Here is a 21,378-nt window from a genome sequence, read left to right on the forward strand (position 1 = left end):
TTGCGTGACGCTTCGGGCGGTTTTTCATTCCGTCCCGATCTGCGCCAAATATTCAGCTTGCGGCATTGTTGTCTGCTGACCTTCGCCGACCATGGGCTTGATGGTCACGGTGCCTTGCGCCAGCTCGTCGCCGCCCATGATCAGGCAGACCCTGGCGCCGGACTTGTTGGCCGCACGCATGCGGCTCTTCATGGACCCGCCGCCGTAGCACGCCTCGCCCACAAGCCCCTTGTCGCGCAGCCGCTGGGCAAAGAGCATGGCCGCGTTGGCCGCCGCGTCGTCCACCACGGCCAGATAAAAATCAGGGGCCGGGGTCTTGAGGCTTCCCAGCAGCAGGGCGAGCCGCTCCATGCCGCAGGCAAACCCCGTGGCCGGGCAGTCCGGGCCGTCAAGGCTTCGGATCAGCCCGTCGTAACGCCCCCCTCCGGCCACAGCGGTCTGTGCGCCGATGTCGTGGCTTGAAACCTCAAAGCAGGTACGCACATAGTAGTCCAGCCCGCGCACCAGCCGGGGGTTGAGCTCGTAGGCCACTCCCGCGCCATCAAGGATGGTGCGTACGTCGTCGAAATGGGACTCGCACTCGTGGCAGAGATGGCTGGTGATGACCGGCGCGTCCTGAACCAGAGCCTTGCAGCCGGACACCTTGCAGTCGAGGACGCGCAGGGGATTGGTGTCCATGCGTCGGCGGCAGTCCTCGCAGAAGTTGGCGCGGTCCTTGGCCGTATAGTAGTCGATGAGGGCTTGACGATAGGCGGGGCGGCACTCGTGGCAGCCCAGGGAATTGAGCTCCACGGTCAGTCTGGTCAGGCCCAGGGCGTTGAGAAAGGTGCACAGCATGAGGATCAGCTCACCGTCGGCCTGGGCCTCGGGCGCCCCGAATATCTCCGCATTGATCTGATGAAACTGGCGCTGGCGGCCCTTCTGGGGGCGCTCGTAGCGAAACATGGGACCAATGGTGAAGAACTTGGAAATCTTGCCCGGCTGATGTGTGCCCGACTCGATGAAGGCGCGGACCACGCCTGCCGTGGCCTCGGGCCGCATGGTCAGGGAGCGGCCCTTGCGATCCGGGAAGGTGAACATCTCCTTGCCGACCACATCCGTGTCCTCGCCGATGGACTTCTGGAAAAGCTCGGTCTTCTCAAGCACCGGGGTCCGCAATTCACCAAAGGCGTAGCGCGAAAAAATGTCGCGGGCCACGTTTTCCATGCGGGTGAAGACGGCCGCCTCCTCGGGAAAGAGATCGGCAAACCCTTTTATTTTTTGAATCTTCGACATGTCGCGCTCAAGCCCTCTCTAGAAGTCATGTGGCAGGAAACGAATTTGGTTAGTCTATCCGGCCCGGATTGTCAAAAAAGAAGGCTGCCCGCAGCCCGGCCCCCTGACGGGAACCGATGCCCTCTTCGCCATTTTGGATTTGACCTGGCCGACAAACTTCACCACTCTCCGGGTTGGAGGAACCCATGCCCATCATCACCGCCTGCACCATGGACTGCGGCGACGCCTGCTCGCTGCTGGTGGACCCTGACGCCAGGACCGTCCGGGGCAACCCCAAGCACCCCTTCACCAAAGGATTCTGCTGCAAGAAGGGTGGCCGCTACTTCGAACGCCTCGACGCGGATGAGCGCATCACCACACCGCTGACCAAAATCAACGGCCGGTTCGTTGAAGCGACGTGGGACGAGGCCATGGGGCTGATCGCCCGGCGACTCGACGCCGCCCGACAGCACCCGGAGACCATCCTGCACATCCACGGGCACGGCTACCGGGGCGTCCTGGCCAAGGCCAGCTCCATCCTGTTTCAAGCCCTTGGCGCCTCCACAACCCGGGGCGCACTCTGCGACAACACCGGCATCACCGCCTCCATCATGGATTTCGGAGCCCTTGACCACAACGACCCAGAGGACATTCTGTGCGCCAGCCGCATTGTCAACTGGGGCCGGGACCTGTCCCGCTGCTCGGTCCATCAGCAGGCACTGACGGCCCGCGCCCGCAAACAGGGCACTGAGGTGTTGACCATCTCGCCCGGCGGCGACGGCGCGGCTGAATTCTCGGACATGACCATCCGCGTGCGCCCCGGCACGGACCGCTTCCTGGCCGCGGCAGTGATCAAGCTTTTCCTTGAAGCGGGCGACCTCAATCCGTGGGTGCTGACCCGTACGGCCAACTGGCCCGCCCTGCGCGGCCTCATAGATGGCCGCACATTCCACGACCTCTGCCGGGCCTGCGATGTGACGGCCCAGGACGCCGAAACGGTCTACGACTGGTACGCCGACCCAGGCAACGTGGCCACCCTGCTGGGATGGGGCTTGCAGCGCCACGTCTTTGGCGGCGAGAACGTCCGCTTCATCAATGCCGTTGCCATGCTCTCGGGCAATGTGGGCATCAGCGGCGGCGGGGCTTACTACAACATCTCTTCGGGCCGCAACCTCGGCACCTGGACGCACTTGGTCCAAGGCGGCCATCCCTGTAAAACCCGACGCGCACTGCTCCTCAACGACCTGGGCGCGGAGCTGCGCCGGGCCGATCCCCCCGTGGATTTCGTCTGGATCGACGGCCACAACGTGGTCAATCAGGTGCCGGACTGTCTGGCCGCGGCCGAGGCGATGCAAAGGCCCTTTGTGGTGGTGGTTGACGGCTTCATGCACGACACGGCCATGCTTGCCGATGTCATCCTGCCGCCCGCCTTCATGTTCGAACGCGAGGACGTGCTCGGCTCCTTTGTCCACAACTGCGTCAATCACTGTGCCGCGGCCGTGCCGCCGCGGGGCCTCTGCCGCCCCGACTTCGACATCGTGACCGAGCTCGGCTCACGCCTCGCAGAACCGATCATCCTTCCCGACGCGGAAACCTGCCTGACCGAGGGACTGAAACAGTCCGGCATCGCCCTTGATGAACTGCGCGAGCACGGATTCGTCAAGGTGGGGCATCCCCGCGTGGCTTTTTCGGGCATGGTCTTTGCCCATCCCGACGGGCTCTACCGCTTCCCGGAACACCTCTCGCCCGAACCCCGGCGCGACCAGGACCACCCGCTGCAACTGCTGACCCTGGTGCGCGGGGAATCGCTACATTCCCAGATCCCCGAAGCCGATCAGGCCGGGTTTCCCACTGTCTGGATCGCCAAGGACTGTCCCGCCTTCGCCGCCCTGGACCCGGCTCGGGACGCCTACCTCGTCACCCCGGCCGGGACCATGCGTGTCGAGGTACAGATCGCCCCGGGGCTGCACCCGGACACGGTGATCATGCGCCGGGGCGGGTGGATGAAATACGGCCACAACGCCAACGTCATCATCGAGCCACGCATGACCGACATGGGCGAGGGATGCGCCTACTACAGCCAACCCTGCCGCCTGGAAAACCGCTGAGCGCCTCAGTCGAGACACCTCGGCATCCTGACGGCCAGCCCCGGAATTGCCTGAACGCCGACACGGTCCGCCTTCAGGGAGATCCCCACACGGCCAGACCCGGCCAATCCTGAGGTCCGGGACGTTCGCGCAAAGGGTGTGCGCTCAATCGTTTCCCAGGGTGATCTGAAAGGCTATGGAGTAGAGGTGGTCAAAGAAGTCCACATATTCCACAGGGATATGCGGCGGCACATTAATGCGCGCCGGGGCGAAGTTGATAATGCCGCGGATGTTGGCGTCCACCAGATGATTGGCGGCCCGCTGGGCGCGATCTGGCGGTGTGGTGATAATGCCGATCTCAAGGCCCAGCTCTGGCGCCTGTTCCACCAGATGGGTGGGACAGACGATCTCGAGATCCTCGAATTCACGACCTATCTTGTCAGGATCGCAGTCAAAGGCAGCGGCGATGTGGAAACCGCGCCGCTCGAAATCATGGTGGCGCAGCAGGGCAATGCCCATGTTGCCTACCCCGATCAGGGCGCATTTCCAGACCCGGTCGATGCCCAGCGACTGCTTGATGGAGGTGATGAGTTCCTGGACGTAGTACCCGACCCCGCGTACGCCAAACTCGCCGAAATAAGCCAGGTCCTTACGTATCTGCGACGAGTTGACCGAACAGGCCCGGGCCAGCTTCTCTGACGAGATGACCTCGTTGCCGTCCCTCAGCAGATTCTCGAGCACCTGGATGTAAACAGCCAGACGCCCGATGGTCGCCTTAGGGATATGTTCACTTTTCATTGAATAACGTCTCTTTCAAAGTCAGAAGCCTCCGGCCATGTGAATTTTGGAACATGTCGGATGCTTAAAAAAGGGAGGCCGAAGCCTCCCTTGGAGTCGCAGTCTGTCGAACTAGACGACGAAGAGCAGGATCAGGTTGACGACCAGGGCGTAAATGGCCAGGGACTCGATGAAGGCCAGACCCAGGATCAGGGTGGTGGAGAGCTGGCCGGCGGCCTCGGGGTTGCGGGCGATGCCTTCGCAGGCGCCCTTGACGCCCATGCCCTGGCCGATGCCGCACAGACCGGCGGCGATGCCCATGCCGATGGCGGTGGCGTATGCCTTGGCGGAGAGCACCGCGGCATCGCCGTCAGCAGCGAAGGCGACAGAGGCAACCAGAAGCATGGCCAGGGTGGTGAACAGAACTTTCGTGATCTTCATTGTGAATCCTCCAAGTGGAATCGTGTAATATAGTTTTGGTCCGAGGACCATTTCCCCAAATTCAGCCTTGCCCGCCTAGTGCGCGTGCTCCACGGCACCCTGCAAATAGAGCATGGTCAGCATGAAGAAGATGAACGCCTGGATGCTCTTCGCCAGCAGGAAGAGCAGGTACATGGGCAGCGAGCCCAGCAGCGGAGCCAGGAAGAACATCAGGATGAGCACGATCTCCTCGCCGCGGATGTTGCCGAAGAGACGAAGGGTCAGGCTCAGCGGCCGGGCCATATGAGAGATGGGCTCCAGGATGAGCATGAGCGGGGCCAGGAAGCTGACCGGGCCCATAAAGTGCTTGATGTAGCCAAATCCCCACTTCTTGATGCCCACGGCCTGATAGAACACGAACACGATGATGGCCATGGCGGCCGGGGTGTTGATGTTGGCGGTGGGTGCGTCGCAGCCAGGCACAAGCCCTATCCAGTTCATGACCAGGATGAACAGGAAGATGGTGCACAGAAGCGGCATGAACTGCCGTCCCTGCTGGCCGAGGTTGGAAACAACGAAATTCTCAAGACCGCCGATGATGGTCTCGAAAACATTCTGCAAGCCGCCGGGAACAAGCTGCAAGCGGCCGCGGACAATCATGCCCAGGGCGAAGAGAATGCCCATGCACAGCCACATGTAGAGCACATGGTTGATGCTCTCCACGCCAAGCGCCGCCTCGACGCTGGCGCCCCAGTGGCCGATGCTCTTGAGCATGTCCATGTACAACAGAGGATGCGGTAATCCGCCTGAGAAACCCATATCCAAGCCTCCTTAAAAAAACAGCCTAGGCCCTTTTCCGCCCCACCTGAGACAGGCCGGTCGCGGCGACGTTGATCACCACCGTTCCCAGACCCGTAATCAGCCCCCAATGGGGAACACGTTCGACTCCGATCAGCCAATACAAGGCCAGCCCGCTCAGAGTCATCTTCACCACGAATATGACAAACATTTTTTGCGGTCCCCCCTCCTGCGTCCGAATCAACATCTCGACGACGCGGGCAAGCGCCCAGAAGTTGACAAGGGCGAGTACCGCCCCGGCCGCAAAGGCGAGAGACCACCGGGATGCAAGTGTCACCAGCACGATCACTAGAGAGGTCCCCAGCGAAACGTATATCTGGTTGCGGACGAGGATACGCACATCGGGCCGATCAAAACCGCTCTTGACGAGCAGCCGCTCAACCCGCTGATTGATCATCTCCAGCACCTTCATCTCCATTATGTTTCAAAGAACCCGATTTCCTGGCCTCTTCCCGTCGCTGCAGTTTCCTGAAGTCTTCGATCACCATCTTGAACCCGGCCATGACCCCGAAAACAAAGAAGATCATGATCAACCAGGGCTTGGTGCCGAAGATGTCGTCCAGGAAATACCCTATGGCGAGGCCGACAACGGTGGCGGAAACGATGTGAAGGCCCATCGTGCTGGCGGTTCCCCCGACCTGCACGAGATTTGTCCAGCGACCGTCTTTAGAAAAGAACATCTTTGCGTCCTGTAGCCCCCACCGTCGCGGCAAACCCCCGCCCGACCGGAGCAGGCCATTCGTGCAATCCTTCACAAGTGGAGGAGAAGTAGCACAGCCGGTCAATTCCCGTCAATGCGTTTTTCTGGAAAACGGCTCCTTTTTTCGTTGGAAAAAGCCCCTGTCCGCGGCTGGAAAACCCTGCGTTCAGGCCAGGGTCGACACGAACGCGGCCTGGCTGGAGGTGCAGCCGCGGCCGCGCCGTCAGTCCGGCCCCGTTGTCCAGTCCGTGGCGTCTGGCCGGGATCAACTCGGGTCGCCCACGTCAACCACCTTGACCAGGAACTCCTTGACGTTGGGCGGCGGCTGGAAAAACACCGCCATAAACGGCGTGGACGAACCGGGCCGGATGAAGGTGTTGTTGGAGAGGATGCCCACCTCGCTGGCCAGGCCGTCCTCGATCTCCTTTTGGGTCTGCACCTGCAACTGGAACTGGGAGAGCACGTTGCCGCAAAGCAGCGCCTGGGAGGCGAGCACCGTGCCCGCCTCATCGTAGAGGACAACCTCGACGCGGATGCGCTCCTTGGGCGTGGAAAAGACGTTGACCGCCTTGCCCTCGACCACGAAGAGGTTGCCGGTCTTCTCGTTGGCCACATAATACTGCTTGACGTTCTTCAGCTCAATGCGGCGCACCCTGTCGGCCGGGGATTCTCCCGGGGCCGCATCCCTGTCGCCCACAGGCTCCATGAACAACCTGCCCAGGTAGGGGACGTTCTGGAAATAGGCGGCCGGGTCGACGCCGAGCAGGGTCCACGCCTTGAAATACACGGCCGCGCCAAGGCCGAGCGCCAGGACAAGGATCACTATCAGGCAGCCAAGGGAGCGGCTGCCCTTGCGTGCGGGCTCGTCGTCCAGGCCGAATCCCGCAACGTCGTCCTCGTCCTCCTCCTGGTCCTCGCCGTCTTCTTCGTCGCCTGCGAAGAGGTCGTCATCGGGTTCGGACCCGGTTTCTTCAAAAAGATCGTCCGCCGCTTCGCCAGAGGCTTCGTGGCCCCGGTCGTCCAACGATTCGCTTTCGGCCTCATCGTCGTCAAAGAGGCCCTCTCCGTCCGGGGTTTCGTCCTCGTCATCAAAGAGGTCGTCCATGCCCGGCATCTCGTCGTCTCCGGCCCCCGGCTCCTCGGGAGCCTCAGGAAACCCGGCGTCCACGTCTGCCGGGGGTGCGCCTTTCGGCTCGGCCGCGCTGGCCGATGCCACTTCGTCGAAGGTCTCGTCAAACCGCTCCCCGGCCCGGGTGTCCGTGCTTGCGGACTCCTGCTCGAAAAGGCTCTCCACCTCGTCCTCGGGCATGGCCTGGGGCGGCGGCGTCTTGAAAACATGGGTGCACTTGGAGCACTTGACCTTGGCGCCTTTGGCCGGGACCTTCTCATCGGGAAGGTTGTACCGGGTCTGGCAGTTCGGGCAGGTGACGATCATGGTTATGTCTCCAATGGGGCCGTGTTAACTATCCGTTATCCGTGGACAACTCGTAAATTCCGTCCAACTCCCGGTAGCGCTCGGCATAGTCGAGGCCATAGCCCACGATGAACCCCTCGCCAAGCCTGAACCCTGAGAAATCAACGGTCACTTTTTTTTCCCGCCGCTCATGCTTATCAATAAGCGCACATATTTTCAAACTCTTCGGATTGCGTCTGCGCAAAACATGAAGCAGGAAATCCATGGAGTGGCCGGTGTCCACGATATCCTCGATGACAAGCACGTCCTTGCCCTCGATGGAGATTTCGAGGTCCTTGGAAAAGACGATGTCCTCCCCACGCGACACGGCCGTCCCGTAGCTGGCCAGACGGACGAAGTCCACTTCTATCTCCCGGTCAATGCGGCGGATCAGGTCCGAGAAGAAGAGAAACGCGCCCTTGAGCACACAGACGCAGACCAGCGGGCCAGAGCCCCGGTAGCTGGCGGCGACCTCCCTGCCCAGCTCTTCCACGCGGGCGGCCAGCTGGTCGGCGGTGATGAATGGTGTCAGTTTATGTCCCATGTTTCCTGAGGGGGGGTTAAAGAACCATGACCATGGCCACTTCGTTGCAATGATCGGGAAAGCGCGGGCAGTTGAGGCAGTCGGCGAACACCTTCTGGTTGAGCGCGTCCATGTCCTCCTGCACGAATTCGAGATGGGCGAAGAACCCGGTCTGCTCGGTGAGGGTATAGACCTTGAATATCCCCAGGGTCACGGCCTCGCTCAGGCAGGCCTCCACCAGCTTGCGGCCCAACCGCTTGCCCCGATGCCCGGATACCACCACCAGGGAGCGGATTTCAGCCAGATTCTCCCAGATGATGTTGAGTGCGCAGCAGCCGATGACCGCGCCCTGATCGTCCACAGCCACGAAAAAGTCGCGCAGATGGGAATAGAGCTGGCTGAAGGAACGGGGCAGCACCAGCCCGTCATGCTCCTCGCGGTGCATGAGCAGGGAATGGATTGCCTTGACATCCTGGATGCGGGCCTTGCGGATCATGCGCGACACGGCGTCACCGGGCGGCCAGCTGATCCGCCAGCGCTTCGAGCATGGGCAGGGGGAAGACCCCGGCCCGCGAGAATATCTGCCTGCCCCCGGCGTCGAACACCACCAGGGTGGGGATGGCCTCCACCTCGAAACGGGCCGCCAGGCTCTCGTCGCCATGGTACACGGGCAGCGTCGTGGACTTGTCCTCGAAAAAGGCGCGAAGGGCAGGCTCGCTCTCGTCCAGCGACACGCTGAGGATGGTGACATCCGCGCTGCGAGAGGCGTGGAACCGCTCCATCTCGCCAATCTGCTGCTTGCACGACGGACACCACGTGGTCCAGAAGAACAGCACCGACGGCTTGCCCGGATTGTCGGCCAGCAGGGCGTCAAGTCCCGCGGAATCAAGGGGCGCAATCCCCCTTGCGGCCGAAGGCTCCCCTTCCGCGCCGCCGGAACAGGCCAACAGCGAAAAGCCCAATACGATCATGGCGGCGAACCGCCCTAACTTGCTCATATGTCACCTCGTGGTCGTGTGCGGCCACCCTAGCAGAGTTGATTGGCAAATAAAAGCGCGGACGAGGCCTGTCCCCCCGTCCGCGAAACCCGGCGCCCCAAGGGCTATGCGACAAGGCTTTGGGCCAGCTTCACCGCCCGCACCGCATCGGTGGACCAGCCGTCCGCCCCGATGGCCGTGCAGAATTTTTCGGTGACCACGGCCCCGCCGATGATCACCCGGATGTCCAGCCCGCGCTCGCGCACCATCTTCACCGTGTCCTCCATGCGGACCATGGTGGTGGTCATCAGGGCCGAGAGGCCGATGATGGCCGCACCGTGCTCCTGGGCCGCGTCCACGATGCGCTCCGCAGCCACGTCCTTGCCCAGGTCCACCACCTCGAACCCGTGGTTCCTGAGCATCAAGCAAACGATGTTCTTGCCGATGTCATGGATGTCGCCCTCCACTGTGGCCATGACCACCACCGGCTTACGCCCTCCCCCACCCTCGGCCTCCAGCAGCGGCCGGAGTCGGCCGAAGGCGGTCTGCATGGTCTCGGCAGATTGAAGCAGCTGGGGCAGGAAGTATTCCTTGCGCTCGTATTTTTCGCCCACGGCCAGAATGCCGGGGATGAGCAGATCGTTGACAATGCTCATGGCCGCCATGCCCCGGCCCAGCTCGACCTCCACCAAGGCGACCACCCCGTCGCGATCGCCCTTGACCACCGCTGCCTGCACCGGAGGCAGATCCGGCGTCTGCGGGCCCGAGTCCGCCACGGGCGCGGCGGCCCCGCCCCCGCCATCGGTCCATTCGGAAAAGCGGCCAATGTACCGGGCGGCCTGGGGATCGCGGTCGAGCAGCACCTCGGCGGCGTGCAGGGTCTCCTGGATGCGGGCCGAATTGGGGTTGGAGATGAACGAGCACAATCCCGAAGCCATGGACAGGGACAGGAAGGTGGAGTTGAGCAGCTCGCGGGCGGGCAGGCCAAAGGAAATATTGGACAGCCCGATGGTGGTGGGCAGGCCCCAGTCGTCGCGGCAGCGGCGCATGACCTCCAGCGAATGCCGCGCAGCCTCGGGCTTGGAGGACACGGTCAGGGCCAGGGCGTCCACCATGATCAGCCGCCGGGGGATGCCCAGGCCCTCGGCTTCCACCAGCAGGTCCTCGATGACCGCCAGCCGCTCCCCGGCCGTAACCGGGAGCTTGCGCCCCACGATGGGCAGCAGGATGAACGGTGCACCAAAGAGCTTGCACAGGGGACCGAGGGCTTCCATCTTTCCCGGCTCGCCGGAGATGGAGTTGACCAAAGGGGAGCCGGGATAAACCCAAAGCCCGGCCTCCACGGCCGCCGAATCGTTGGAGTCGATGGACAGGGGCGCGGTGAACCGGCCGATGAGGGTTTTGATCAGACCGGGAAGCAGGGTTTTCTCGTCCACCATGGGGGCGCCCACATTGACATCGAGAACCGGAGCCCCCAGCTCGATCTGCTCGGCCGCAAAGCGCACGGCCTCGGTGTGGATTCCCTCCTGCAACTCGGCGGTGAGCTGCGCCTTGCCCGTGGGATTGATGCGCTCGCCGATGATCACGCCCGGATGGGAAAAACCGATGGGCACCGAAACCGAGCGCGAGGTGAGCACCATCCGGGCGTCGTCGGTCGGCTCGGGTCGCTTCCAGCTCCTGTCCCCCACCCTGGCCCGCAGGGCGCGGATGTGCTCGGGCGTGGTGCCGCAGCAGCCGCCCAGGAACTTGGCACCCATGTCCGCGAACCGGGCCGCCTGTTCGGCAAACGGCTCTGGGGCGAGACGAAACACGGTGTTGCCCGCGTCGTCCAGCTCGGGCAGGCCCGCATTGGCCTCGGCAAAACTCGGGGTGGCCAGGCGGGGCGCCCAGGCGGCCAGGGTGTCGACCATGCGCTCCGGCCCGGCCGAACAGTTGGTGCCGATAAGCTCCACGCCCATGTTCTGCATGGTGTCCACAAAGGTCAGGGGCGAGGTGCCTGTCAGGCTGGCGTCGCCCTCAAAGGTCATGGACATGGCCACCGGAAGCCGGCACTCCAGCCGGGCGGCCACAACCACGGCCCGGGCCTCGGCCAGATCGAAATGGGTCTCGCCCAGAATCAGGTCCGCGCCGCCGTCCACGCAGCCCCGGATCTGCTCGCGAAAGATCTCCACCAGCTCGCGGAAGGTCAGTTCGCCCAGCGGTTCGACAAAATGGCCGGTGGGGCCGATGGAGGCGGCCACAAAGGCGCGGTCTCCGGCCACCTCCCGGGCGATGCGGGTCATGGCCCGGTTCAGCTGGTAGGGGTCGGCGTCGAGTCCCAGCTTGGGCCGGGAGCCGCCAAAGGTGTTGGTGGTCAGCACATCGGCCCCGGCCTCGAGGTAGTCCCGATGTACGCCCCGGATGACCTCCGGCGCCTTCAGCCCCCAAAGCTCGGGCGAAAGTCCGGCAGGCAGCCCCCGGCTCTGGAGCAGGGTGCCGTATCCGCCGTCAAAGAAGTATATCCTGTCATCGCGCAGAATGGCTCTGAAATCGGGCACAGATCCCTCCCGGTCTTGCGCACGGCCCCGTATTCATCCCTGGCGGGCCGCTCTTTGGCCGCAGCCCCGGCCAGGGCGAGCGGCATTGCCGTCGTATTTATATATCAAGATATCCAGATGTATCCGCACTCCCAACCGATGGCAAGTCTTTTCCCGCAGTGCGCGGCAGTGGGAAGCCTTTGACGGGTCAGGGTTCGGCCTGCCCCGAGGTAGCGAAAATCATTGAAAAGGACAAACAAAAACTATATTGTCCTTTTTTCCATTCTTTATATATCAGTATTGAACCGGGCTGCCGACGCCCGCCGCATACGACCATGACAGCCTCACGCAACACATCCACCCCCGCCGTCGAACCCGTCGATGCCGAACTCCTGACGACCGATACGGAGGACGAAGAGCTCGACATCGACGAAGCCCTCTCCCCGGACGACGAGCCGGATCTGACGGACGCCGATCTGGACAGCAGTTTTGGGGGCGACTCTTCGCTGCCCGCCCGGCTCGACCCGCCCGAGTCGCGGCTGCCCGCCTTTGTGACCGCATCTTCCAAGGAGGTCCGGGTCCGCGACCCGCTCCAGCTTTATCTTCGGGAGATAGCGCGCTTTCCCCTGCTTGATCCCGAGGAGGAATACGCCCTGGCCAAGCGGGTTCAGGACGAAAACGATCAGGACGCGGCCTTCAAGCTCGTCTCCTCCCACTTGCGGCTGGTGGTCAAGATCGCCATGGACTTCCAGCGCCGCTGGATGCAGAACGCCCTGGATCTGATCCAGGAGGGCAACGTCGGCCTGCTCAAGGCCGTGACCCGCTTCGACCCGGAAAAGGGCATCAAGTTTTCCTACTACGCGGCCTTCTGGATCAAGGCGTATATACTCAAGTACATCATGGACAACTGGCGCATGGTCAAGGTGGGCACCACCCAGACCCAGCGCAAGCTCTTTTACAACCTGAACAAGGAACGGCAGCGCCTCCTGGCCATGGGCTTTGACCCCACCACCGAGGCGTTGAGCAAGAGCCTCGGGGTCAGCGAGGCCGAAATCGACGAGATGGACCAGCGCCTGTCCAGGAACGACATGTCCCTCAACACCCCGCTGGGAGAGGACTCCGACGCCACGCGAATGGACTTTCTGCCGTCGCTGGGCCCGGGTATTGAGGAATCTCTGGCCAGCGACCAGATCGTGGACCTGCTCCTGGAAAATCTCAAGGCCATCCGGCCCACGCTCAACGACAAGGAGCTGGCCATCCTCGACGAACGGCTGCTCTCCGACGACCCTGTGACCCTGCGCGAGATCGGCGAGCGGTTCGATGTCACCCGCGAGCGCGTACGCCAGATCGAAGCCCGGCTCATCGCCAAGATACGCGAGCACATGACAGAGAAGATCAAAGGGTTTTCCAAAGACTGGGTGCTCGAACACGACTAACCACGGACGATCGCATGAAACGCATACACCGCCATGGCCCGCTGCTGCCGCTGATCCTGCTCATCCTGTCGCTGACAGGGCTTTCGGCCTGCGCGGCTCGCGGCGGGCCGGTGCCGACCTCCCAGGCGCGGCCACTGACCCCTGAGGCCCGGCTGAGTTACGACTTCCTGGTCTACCAGGACCAGTTGCAGCGACTGCAGCGGCACATGGCCGAAGGCGTGCGCAGCCCCCTCTCCGACAAGGAGGTGGCCGAGATCGCGGCCAGGGCCGAAGCCGCCCTGGACCGTCTTCTTGTGGAAGCGCCCGCGCCCCAGCTCTTTCTCGAAAAGGCCGGATTCACCTGGAACGATCCGGCAGGCACGGCGCGGTCCCGCCAGACCCTGAAGGACGGGCTGGAAAAATTCCCCGACGACCAGCTCCTGACCATCTACCTCGCCAACACCTATGTCATGGACGACCGGGTGGACGATGCCGTGGAGGTCATGGAGGATTATCTTTCAAGAAAGGCCGACGACCATCAGGCCAGGGAGCGCCTCGGCCAGATGCTGCTGGATTCAGGCCGCGAGGCCCAGGCCCTGGACGCCCTCAAGAAAATCCCGGCCGACCGGCGCTCGCCAGACGCCCTCTTTGCCATGGGCCGCGCCCAGGGCGCCCTGGGCATGCGCAAGGCGGCCATCGCCAGCCTGACCAAGGCTGCGGCCATGGACGACACCTTCACCGAAGCCCTGGTCGAACTGGCCTACCAGTACGAGCTTGCCAGGGACTATGTGTCCGCCGAAAAAACCTATGTCCGCATCCTGGAGCGCGGCGAGCAATATCCCGAAGCCCGGCTGCGGGTCATCGGCCTCAACCTCAAGCTCAACAACCCCTCGCGCGCCCTGGCCATGACCCTTGACGGCCCGGCCAGCAAGGCTTTCATCCTCGACGCCGTGCTCCTGTTCATCAACGACGGGTTTTACGCCCAGGGCTCCACCGCCCTGGACCGGCTCACCTCCGACGGCGAGGTTCCCGCGGAATACTACTTCTACAAGGCCGTCATCGCCAACGACGGCGAGGGCGATCCGGCCAAGGCCCTGACCTTCCTCGGCAGGGTGGGCCGGGACGACCGGCTCTATCCCCACGCCCTGCGCTTCAAGGCCCAGCTCCAGAACGCCATGGGCAACGAGGCCGAGGCCCTGGTCACGGCCCGCCGGGGCAAGCAGGACTTTCCGGACCTGACCATATTCTATATCCTCGAATCCGCGCTGCTCAAGAACGGCGGCGACGCCGACGGGGCCGAGAACGTGTTGCGCCAGGGCATCGCACGGCTCAAGGGGGACCCCGAGCTGTCCTACGAGCTGGCCATGCTCTACGAGGTGCAAGGCCGCCGCGCAGAGGGGCTGGCCCTGATGGAGGGCGTCCTGCGCGAGCACCCGGACAACAGCAATGCCCTCAACTTCGTGGGCTACACCCTGGCCGAGGAGGGGCGCGACCTCGATCGCGCCCTGGTCCTGGTCGAAAAGGCATCGCTCCTTGATCCTGAAAACGGCTATATCCTCGACTCCGTGGCCTGGGTCCACTTCAAGATGGGCGACCACGCCAAGGCATGGGAAAACATCGGCTACGCCGTGGACATGGTGGACAGCGACCCGGTCATCTGGGAGCATTACGGCGACATAGCCAGGGCCATGGGCAAAAAGGCCGAGGCCCGCAAGGGATACCGCAACGCCATCAGGCTCGGCTCCCCCCACCCGGAAGCGGTCAGAAAGAAGTTGCAGGGCCTATGACGCCGCAGCGCCTCCCCCTTTTCGTGGCCCTGGCCCTGCTCGTGGTCACCGGGGCGACTTTGGGCTGCGCCCCGCGCATGGCCCGGCTGCCCGAGCCCACCGACCCCGCCGCAGCCTGGGCAGCGATGCGCCGCGACTCCTGCGCCCCGCCCGCCCGACCCGCCATGCTGGCCAAAGGTTCGCTCTACTACACCCGCGTCCTGCCCGCCCGGCGCACCAACCGAACCCAGTTCACCATGTGGGGCGATTTCCACGGCCCCATGCGCCTGGATGTATCCGCAGGCATCGGCACCTCCCTGGCCCACATCCGCGAAGACGGTGACGGTCTGACCATCTTCCACCCCGAGCAGAAGACCGCCTACACCCACGCCGACCCGGTGCTGGGTGCCACGCGCCTGGGCATGCCCTTTCCCTTTTCCCTGGCTCAGCTGGCCCGTGTCTGCGCGGGCGACTTTGCCGGACTGGTGCCCGAGACATACGAACAGGCCGAACCCGGAAACAACGGCTTCACCTATGCGGTGACCCACCGCCTGGCGCACGCCGACGGACAGGCCGGAACCACCGATGTCCGCCGCATCGGCCTGGACCGGGCAGGCAGGCCCGTGCTCATCGAAGGCACGGTGGCAGCTGCGCCGGACGAAGGGAGCGCAGAGGCTCGGCAAACCGGCGGCCCGTTGCGGCGGTTCTGGCGGCTGGAGATCAATACCTATGAGAAAGTTGCCTCGCGACCGCCCCTTCCGGGACGGCTGACCCTGGCCATGGACGACGGCGAGGCAGGCGTCTTGCGCATCACGGCGCGAGAGTTTAAGGTTGCACCCTGGCCTCCCAGAGCCACCGGGCTCGAACTGCCGGAAGGCACCCGGGTATATCGGCTCGACGGAGCGGCCGCGCCGCAGGAACCGGGAACGCCCGCGACACACGAGGACTGATGATGAACAGCGTGAACAAGGACGAATCGGTACTGGATGTCTTCCTGCTCGGGCTGAAGACCTGGGTGGCGGAAATGGGCTGGCTGACGCGCTCGGTGCTCGGCCGGTTCGAGATCGGCAGGCTTGAAAAAGAACTGGAACGGGAATATGCCGCCCTTGGACGCATCGCCGAGCAACCCAGGGGTCGCAAGGAAGAAAAGGATCAATGCCTCGGGCAGATCGGTTTTCTCAAGGAGGAAATCGAAACCCTCAAGGCCGAACTGGCCCAGGACCGCGAGACCCGGATGCGTCCGCTGCGCGGCGAGGGCGACTGAGCCCACGGCATCAGCCGACATCCAAGGGAGATTTTCACGGTGAAGAAAACCATCGTCATCGGATCGGACCACGGGGGGTTCGCCCTCAAACAGGCGTTGATCGAGGCCCTGGCCGCATGGGGACACCCGGTCGAAGACCAGGGACCGGACTGCGCCGACTCCTGCGACTATCCCGTCTTCGCCGCCAGGGTGGCGGAGCGGATCAAGGCGGATAAGGACGCATTGGGCGTCCTCATCTGCGGCACGGGCCAGGGCATGACCATGGCGGCCAACCGGCTGGGTGTTCGCGCTGCCCTGTGCACCAACGAATTTCTCGCGCGCATGGCACGCGAGCACAACGACGCCCGCGTCCTCTGCCTGGGGGAACGCGTCACCGGCCAGGGGCTGGCCCTGGCCATCCTCAAGACGTTTCTGGAAACCGGGTTCGGGGGCGGGCGGCACCAGCGGCGCATCGACCTCATGGACGCCACCTCCGAATAACACCTGTCAAGAAGGGTTCCACCATGCAGAACATGACGGACAAGACCGTCGCCGTGGTCAAGGGGTTGATCATGGACGGCGTTGCCAAGGCCAATTCCGGCCATCCCGGCGGGGCCATGTCCTCGGCCGACTTTGCCACCATCCTCTTCTCGGAATTTCTCCGGTTCAATCCCGACGACCCGAGCTGGTTCAACCGCGACCGCTTCATCCTCTCGGCCGGGCATGAGTCCATGCTTCTCTACGGACTGCTCCATCTCAACGGCTTCATTTCCATGGACGACATCAAGAACTTCCGCCAGCTCGGCTCGCTGACCCCGGGCCATCCCGAGGTTCACCTGACTCCGGGCGTGGAGGCCACCACCGGCCCTCTGGGCCAGGGCTTTGCCATGTCCGTGGGCTTTGCCGCGGCCGAGGCGCACCTGCGCGCCCGCCTGGGCGAGGAGGCCATGAACCACTTCACCTATGCCCTGGCCTCGGACGGCGATCTCCAGGAGCCGATAGCCCTGGGCGCGGCCGCCCTGGCCGGCCTGTGGAACCTGGGCAAGCTCGTGGTGTTTTACGACTCCAACAAGATCCAACTGGCCGGCCCCACCTGCAAGGCGGACTGCACTGATCACAAAAAGGTCTTCGAGGGCCTGTGCTGGCAGGTCATCGAGGTGGACGGCCACGACCACGAGGCCATCCGCGCAGCCCTCAACGCGGCGCGGGACGAGGCCGACAAGCCCACCCTGATCATCGGCCACACGGTCATGGCCAAGGGATGCGCCACCCTGGAAGGCAGCCACAAGACCCATGGCGAACCGCTCAAGGCCGACGAGATCGCGGCCACCAAGAAGAAGCTCGGCTTGCCCGACGAGGCTTTCCACGTCCCGGCCGACGTGCTCGACGCCTACCGCGCCCGCTTCGACAGCCTGCGCAGCGAGGCGGCCCTGTGGCAGACCCGCGTGGACGCGAAGCTGGACGAGGACGCCGACTTCGCCGCCCTGTGGGCCCATGCGACCCGCCCCCGGCCCGAACTTTCCATCAAGTGGCCCGCCTTCACCCCGGGGGAGAGCATGGCCACCCGGCAGGCATGGGGCAAATGCCTTGACGCCGTCTCCGGCTCCCTGCCCACCCTGGTGGGCGGCAGCGCGGACCTCGACCCGTCCAACCAGACCATGACCTTCCGCACCACCTACGGCGACTTCGGCGTGGACGGCCACAAGGCGCGCAACCTCGCCTTCGGCGTGCGCGAGTTCCCCATGGCCGCCATCATGAACGGCATGCAGCTGCACGGCGGGCTGCTCCCCTTCGGCGCCACCTTCCTGACCTTCTCTGATTACTGCCGCAACGCCATCCGCATGTCTGCGCTGCAGGACCTGCCCGTGCTCTATGTCTTCACCCACGACTCCTTCTGGGTGGGCGAGGACGGACCGACCCACCAGCCCATCGAGCACGTCAGCTCCCTTCGGCTCATCCCCGACCTCATCGACCTGCGCCCGGCCGACGCCAACGAAACCGCCGTCTGTCTCGACATCGCGCTCAAACAGCCGCGCCACCCCTCGTGCCTCTTCCTGACCCGCCAGGGTCTGCCTGTCCTCGACCCGGCCGAGTATCCGTCCATTGTCGAAGGCCCGCGCAGAGGCGCCTACGTGCTCCAGGATTGCGAAGGCGAGCCAGACCTGATCATCATCGCCTCCGGTTCCGAGGTCTCCCTGGCCCTGGCCACGGCAAGGCTCTTCAAGCGCAAGGTGCGCGTGGTCAGCATGCCTTCGGCCAAACTGTTTGACGATCAGCCCGAATCGTATAAAAATGAAGTACTGCCGCCCCAGGTAACACCCCGGGCCGCCGCCGAGGCAGGTCGCACCGGCCTTTGGCACAAGTACGTGGGGCGCGACGGCGTGGTGCTTGGTCTGGACCACTTCGGGGCCTCGGCTCCGGGAAAGACCCTGTCCGACAACTACGGCTTCACGCCCGAGAACTTTGCCCGAATGATCCGCGAGAAATACGAGGAGTTGACATGATGGAAGCCCCCCAGAAAAACCTTGCCCTGGACCTCGTCCGCGTGACCGAGGCCGCTGCCCTGGCCTGCGCCCGCTGGCTCGGCAAGGGCGACAAGATCGCCGCCGACCGGGCTGCGGTGGACGCCATGCGCCTGTGTTTCAACACCCTGGAGATCGACGGGCGGGTCATGATCGGCGAAGGGGCCAAGGACGATGCGCCCATGCTCTTCAACGGCGAAAAGCTCGGCCTGGGTCAAGGCCCCAAGGTGGACATCGCCGTGGACCCGCTTGAAGGGACCAATCTCCTCGCCTATGGTCGGCCCAACGCCATCTCGGTGGTTGGCGTGGCCCCCTCGGGCGCCATGTTCGACCCCGGCCCGAGCTACTACATGCAAAAACTCGTGGTTCCCTCGGACGCCAAGGATGTGGTGGACATCGAGGCCCCCACCGGCCACAACCTCAAGCTCATCGCCCGGGCCCTGAACAAGGACGTGGACGATCTGGTGGTCTTTGTCCTGGACAAGCCGCGCCACAAAAAGCTCATCAGCGAAATCCGCGAGGCAGGGGCCCGCATCCAGCTGCACACGGACGGAGACATCACCGGCTCCCTCATGGCCATCGACCCCCGTTGCGAGGTGGACGTGATGATGGGAACCGGCGGCACTCCGGAGGGCGTGCTCTCGGCCATCGCCATCCGCATCATGGGCGGCGAGATGTTCGCCAAACTCGACCCCCAGAAGCAGGACGAGAAGAACGCCCTGGCCGACTTCGGCATGGACGTGCGCCGTGTGCTCACGGTCAAGGATCTGGTCAAGAGCGATGACCTCTTCTTCGCCGCCACCGGCATCTCGGGCGGCACCTTCCTCAAGGGCGTCTCCTATCACGGCCACGGCGCCGAGACCTCGTCCCTGGTCATGCGCGGCAAGACCGGCACCATCCGCTACGTCGAGGCCCTGCACAACTGGGACTCCCTGATGCGCTTTAGCGCCGTGGATTACGACTAACCGCCAATGGGCAACACCGCTCACAAGGGCCGGGACCATGACGGTCCCGGCCATTTTTTTCGCGGCCCGGTTCAATCGAACCCGAACTTAGGCTATGCTTGAGGCAAGAAGGAGCGAGCCATGTCCGAAGACAAACGCAAACACACGCGGGTGGCGGCTGGTTTCGAGGCATACGTCACCGTGGGCGACGTGGTCATGCCCGTGCAGACCAGAAACCTGAGCCTCAAGGGCGCACTACTCACCGGGTGCGGCGACTGCGCAGAGGGGACAGGCGTGGAACTGCACCTGCCCCTGTCGCCCGGAGTACGCATCGTGGTGGACGGCGTCATCAGGCGGACCAAGGGCGACGAGGCGGCCATGGCCTTCACGGAAATGGACGACCTGAGCTTCACCTTTCTCCACAGGCTGGTGCAGCTCAACGCCCCGGACCCCGAGGCCATTGACGACGAACTCCTCGAAATCTTCGAGAAGCTTTGACCTGACCTCCGCCCGATACGGCCAAAAGGCACATCCCTTCTTGCGTCCCGAGACCGCGGCGCGTAAGAAACAGGGTATGAGCCCGCGAACACCCAAACCCCTGCCTCCGGCGCGGCGCATCGCCCTGGAGGCCCTCTCCCGCTGTCTGCTCTCCGGCCTGGACATCCAGGCCGCCCTGGACACCGCCCTGACCGTACGGCCAACCGATCCCCGCGACTCGGGCCTTGCCACCGAGACGGCCTACGGCTACCTGCGCCACAAGGGCCGCGTGGAACACCTCCTGGCCCGGTTCCTCAAGGACCCGTCCAAGCTGCCGCCCAAGATGCGGCTGGCCATGGGCGTGGCCGCCTACGAAATCGTGTTTCTGGACAAGGTGCCAGCCTACGCCAGCGTGGACTGGGCCGTGGAATTTGCCAAAACCAAGCCCGACGCAAGGTTATCCGGCCTGTTCAACGCCGTGCTGCGCCGGGTGGCCGAACTGGGCGAAACCGCCCACGATCCCGATTTCTACCGCAAGGACGCCTCGGGACCGGAGTTTCTCACCCGCTGGTACTCCTGCCCGCAATGGCTCACAGACCTGTGGCGGCGGAACTACGGCGAGGAGGACGCCCGGGCCTACCTCGAGGCCCAGCTCAATCCGCCCGCCCTGGGCATCAACCTCTTCGGCCATCCCGAAGCGGACGAGCTCTTTGCCGAGCTGGCCGCCCTGCCCGAGGTTCTGGACATTGAGGGGATGAGCTTTGCCCTGCCGCCGGGCACAGCCTTGGAGGATGAGCCCGACCCGCCCCTGGCCCGACAATCCTTTGCCGCCCGGCAGGTGATCGAAGGCCTCAATCCTTCAGGCTGGCCCGGGCCGGTGTGGGACGCCTGCGCCGGACGCGGGGGCAAGACCCGCATCCTGCGCGAAAAGAACATCGAGGTCCTGGCCTCGGACATCCACCGGGGACGGCTGGCCGCCCTGAAGCGCCAACTGCCCGAAGTGGAAACATTTGCCGCCGACGCGGTCGCGGACACGCCGCCGAGACAGCCCGGCACCGTGCTCCTCGACCTGCCCTGCTCGGGCCTTGGCGTACTCTCGCGCAGACCGGATACCAAGTGGAAACGCTCGCCCCGCGACCTCGACGATCTGGTCCGGCTCCAGACCGCCATCCTGGACAACGCGGCAGCCCAGGTCCGGCCGGGCGGTGCCCTGGCCATCGTCACCTGCACCCTCAACCCGGACGAAAATCAGGGGCTGGTCCGCGCCTTTCTGGCCTCCCACCCCGGCGCCTCGCTGCACACCGAGTGGACCACCCCGCCGGATTCACCCCTCAACGAGTTCTTCTACGGCGCTCTGGTGGACCTGGGCTGACCCGGGCAGGCTGCATCGGGGAGCCTCCGGCCGCCCCTTCGGAGGGACCAGGGCGCTGGTCAACAAGCCGGATT

At 64.2% G+C, this 21,378-nt stretch carries 21 protein-coding genes; 10 read left to right on the forward strand and 11 right to left on the reverse strand.

Annotation, left to right across the window (positions count from 1 at the left end):
- Positions 1 to 24: 24 nt before the first annotated feature.
- A complete protein-coding gene (gene hisS, locus GKC30_RS07190; RefSeq protein WP_155933553.1) occupies positions 25 to 1,275 on the reverse strand; it encodes a histidine--tRNA ligase in 1,251 nt (416 codons plus the stop codon).
- Between the two features lie 185 nt (positions 1,276 to 1,460).
- On the opposite strand from hisS, the gene GKC30_RS07195 reads away from it, so the two are divergent.
- Positions 1,461 to 3,362 (forward strand): molybdopterin-dependent oxidoreductase, encoded by a 1,902-nt coding sequence (locus tag GKC30_RS07195; RefSeq protein ID WP_155933555.1) that lies wholly within the window; start codon positions 1,461 to 1,463, stop codon positions 3,360 to 3,362.
- Between the two features lie 144 nt (positions 3,363 to 3,506).
- Here GKC30_RS07195 and GKC30_RS07200 read toward each other — a convergent pair whose 3' ends face one another.
- The 10 genes from GKC30_RS07200 to GKC30_RS07245 all read right to left on the reverse strand — a co-directional run bounded on the left by GKC30_RS07200 (position 3,507) and on the right by GKC30_RS07245 (position 11,586).
- Entirely contained in the window at positions 3,507 to 4,139 is a 633-nt protein-coding gene (locus GKC30_RS07200; RefSeq protein WP_155933557.1) for a redox-sensing transcriptional repressor Rex, read from the reverse strand.
- 111 nt (positions 4,140 to 4,250) lie between these two features.
- Entirely contained in the window at positions 4,251 to 4,559 is a 309-nt protein-coding gene (locus GKC30_RS07205) for an ATP synthase F0 subunit C (protein WP_155933559.1), read from the reverse strand.
- 75 nt (positions 4,560 to 4,634) lie between these two features.
- On the reverse strand, positions 4,635 to 5,357 hold the full coding sequence (gene atpB / locus GKC30_RS07210; RefSeq protein ID WP_155933561.1) for a F0F1 ATP synthase subunit A: 723 nt from the start codon (positions 5,355 to 5,357) through the stop codon (positions 4,635 to 4,637).
- A 25-nt stretch (positions 5,358 to 5,382) separates the two neighbouring features.
- Complete coding sequence (locus GKC30_RS07215) at positions 5,383 to 5,808, reverse strand: ATP synthase subunit I (RefSeq protein WP_155934015.1); 426 nt, start codon at positions 5,806 to 5,808, stop codon at positions 5,383 to 5,385.
- Positions 5,774 to 6,076, reverse strand: a complete 303-nt coding sequence (locus GKC30_RS07220) for an AtpZ/AtpI family protein (protein WP_155933563.1) — start codon at positions 6,074 to 6,076, stop codon at positions 5,774 to 5,776. Before GKC30_RS07220 ends, GKC30_RS07215 begins: the two co-directional genes overlap by 35 nt.
- Positions 6,077 to 6,361: 285 nt before the next feature.
- Entirely contained in the window at positions 6,362 to 7,531 is a 1,170-nt protein-coding gene (locus GKC30_RS07225; RefSeq protein ID WP_155933565.1) for a DUF3426 domain-containing protein, read from the reverse strand.
- Positions 7,532 to 7,559: 28 nt separating this feature from the next.
- Positions 7,560 to 8,093: a hypoxanthine phosphoribosyltransferase gene (gene hpt / locus GKC30_RS07230; protein WP_155933567.1), complete on the reverse strand. Its 534-nt coding sequence runs from the start codon at positions 8,091 to 8,093 to the stop codon at positions 7,560 to 7,562.
- A gap of 16 nt (positions 8,094 to 8,109) precedes the next feature.
- Complete coding sequence (locus GKC30_RS07235; RefSeq protein ID WP_155934017.1) at positions 8,110 to 8,568, reverse strand: N-acetyltransferase; 459 nt, start codon at positions 8,566 to 8,568, stop codon at positions 8,110 to 8,112.
- Between the two features lie 13 nt (positions 8,569 to 8,581).
- Positions 8,582 to 9,070 (reverse strand): TlpA family protein disulfide reductase, encoded by a 489-nt coding sequence (locus GKC30_RS07240; RefSeq protein WP_155933569.1) that lies wholly within the window; start codon positions 9,068 to 9,070, stop codon positions 8,582 to 8,584.
- Between the two features lie 104 nt (positions 9,071 to 9,174).
- Positions 9,175 to 11,586: a homocysteine S-methyltransferase family protein gene (locus GKC30_RS07245; protein WP_367614020.1), complete on the reverse strand. Its 2,412-nt coding sequence runs from the start codon at positions 11,584 to 11,586 to the stop codon at positions 9,175 to 9,177.
- 314 nt (positions 11,587 to 11,900) lie between these two features.
- On the opposite strand from GKC30_RS07245, the gene GKC30_RS07250 reads away from it, so the two are divergent.
- From GKC30_RS07250 to GKC30_RS07290, 9 genes are all read left to right on the forward strand, one after another.
- The gene (locus GKC30_RS07250) at positions 11,901 to 13,001 is read left to right on the forward strand and encodes a sigma-70 family RNA polymerase sigma factor (RefSeq protein ID WP_155933571.1); all 1,101 of its coding nucleotides are present in this window, start codon (positions 11,901 to 11,903) and stop codon (positions 12,999 to 13,001) included.
- Between the two features lie 14 nt (positions 13,002 to 13,015).
- Complete coding sequence (locus GKC30_RS07255) at positions 13,016 to 14,767, forward strand: tetratricopeptide repeat protein (RefSeq protein ID WP_155933573.1); 1,752 nt, start codon at positions 13,016 to 13,018, stop codon at positions 14,765 to 14,767.
- Positions 14,764 to 15,696 carry a hypothetical protein gene (locus GKC30_RS07260; RefSeq protein ID WP_155933575.1) on the forward strand — a complete coding sequence of 311 codons (933 nt, stop codon included), beginning with the start codon at positions 14,764 to 14,766 and terminating at the stop codon, positions 15,694 to 15,696. The genes GKC30_RS07255 and GKC30_RS07260 overlap by 4 nt, the downstream gene beginning before the upstream one ends.
- Positions 15,696 to 16,010 carry a hypothetical protein gene (locus GKC30_RS07265; protein ID WP_231117081.1) on the forward strand — a complete coding sequence of 105 codons (315 nt, stop codon included), beginning with the start codon at positions 15,696 to 15,698 and terminating at the stop codon, positions 16,008 to 16,010. The genes GKC30_RS07260 and GKC30_RS07265 overlap by 1 nt, the downstream gene beginning before the upstream one ends.
- Positions 16,011 to 16,049: 39 nt before the next feature.
- The gene (gene rpiB / locus GKC30_RS07270) at positions 16,050 to 16,490 is read left to right on the forward strand and encodes a ribose 5-phosphate isomerase B (RefSeq protein WP_367614021.1); all 441 of its coding nucleotides are present in this window, start codon (positions 16,050 to 16,052) and stop codon (positions 16,488 to 16,490) included.
- A 23-nt stretch (positions 16,491 to 16,513) separates the two neighbouring features.
- Complete coding sequence (gene tkt, locus GKC30_RS07275) at positions 16,514 to 18,493, forward strand: transketolase (protein ID WP_155933577.1); 1,980 nt, start codon at positions 16,514 to 16,516, stop codon at positions 18,491 to 18,493.
- Positions 18,493 to 19,476 carry a class II fructose-bisphosphatase gene (glpX, locus tag GKC30_RS07280; protein WP_155934023.1) on the forward strand — a complete coding sequence of 328 codons (984 nt, stop codon included), beginning with the start codon at positions 18,493 to 18,495 and terminating at the stop codon, positions 19,474 to 19,476. The genes tkt and glpX overlap by 1 nt, the downstream gene beginning before the upstream one ends.
- A gap of 120 nt (positions 19,477 to 19,596) precedes the next feature.
- The gene (locus GKC30_RS07285; RefSeq protein WP_155933579.1) at positions 19,597 to 19,953 is read left to right on the forward strand and encodes a PilZ domain-containing protein; all 357 of its coding nucleotides are present in this window, start codon (positions 19,597 to 19,599) and stop codon (positions 19,951 to 19,953) included.
- A 76-nt stretch (positions 19,954 to 20,029) separates the two neighbouring features.
- Positions 20,030 to 21,304 carry a transcription antitermination factor NusB gene (locus GKC30_RS07290; protein ID WP_155933581.1) on the forward strand — a complete coding sequence of 425 codons (1,275 nt, stop codon included), beginning with the start codon at positions 20,030 to 20,032 and terminating at the stop codon, positions 21,302 to 21,304.
- Positions 21,305 to 21,378: the final 74 nt, after the last annotated feature.

Origin of the sequence: Pseudodesulfovibrio alkaliphilus (assembly GCF_009729555.1) — a bacterium.
Taxonomy (GTDB): Bacteria; Desulfobacterota; Desulfovibrionia; order Desulfovibrionales; family Desulfovibrionaceae; genus Pseudodesulfovibrio; species Pseudodesulfovibrio alkaliphilus.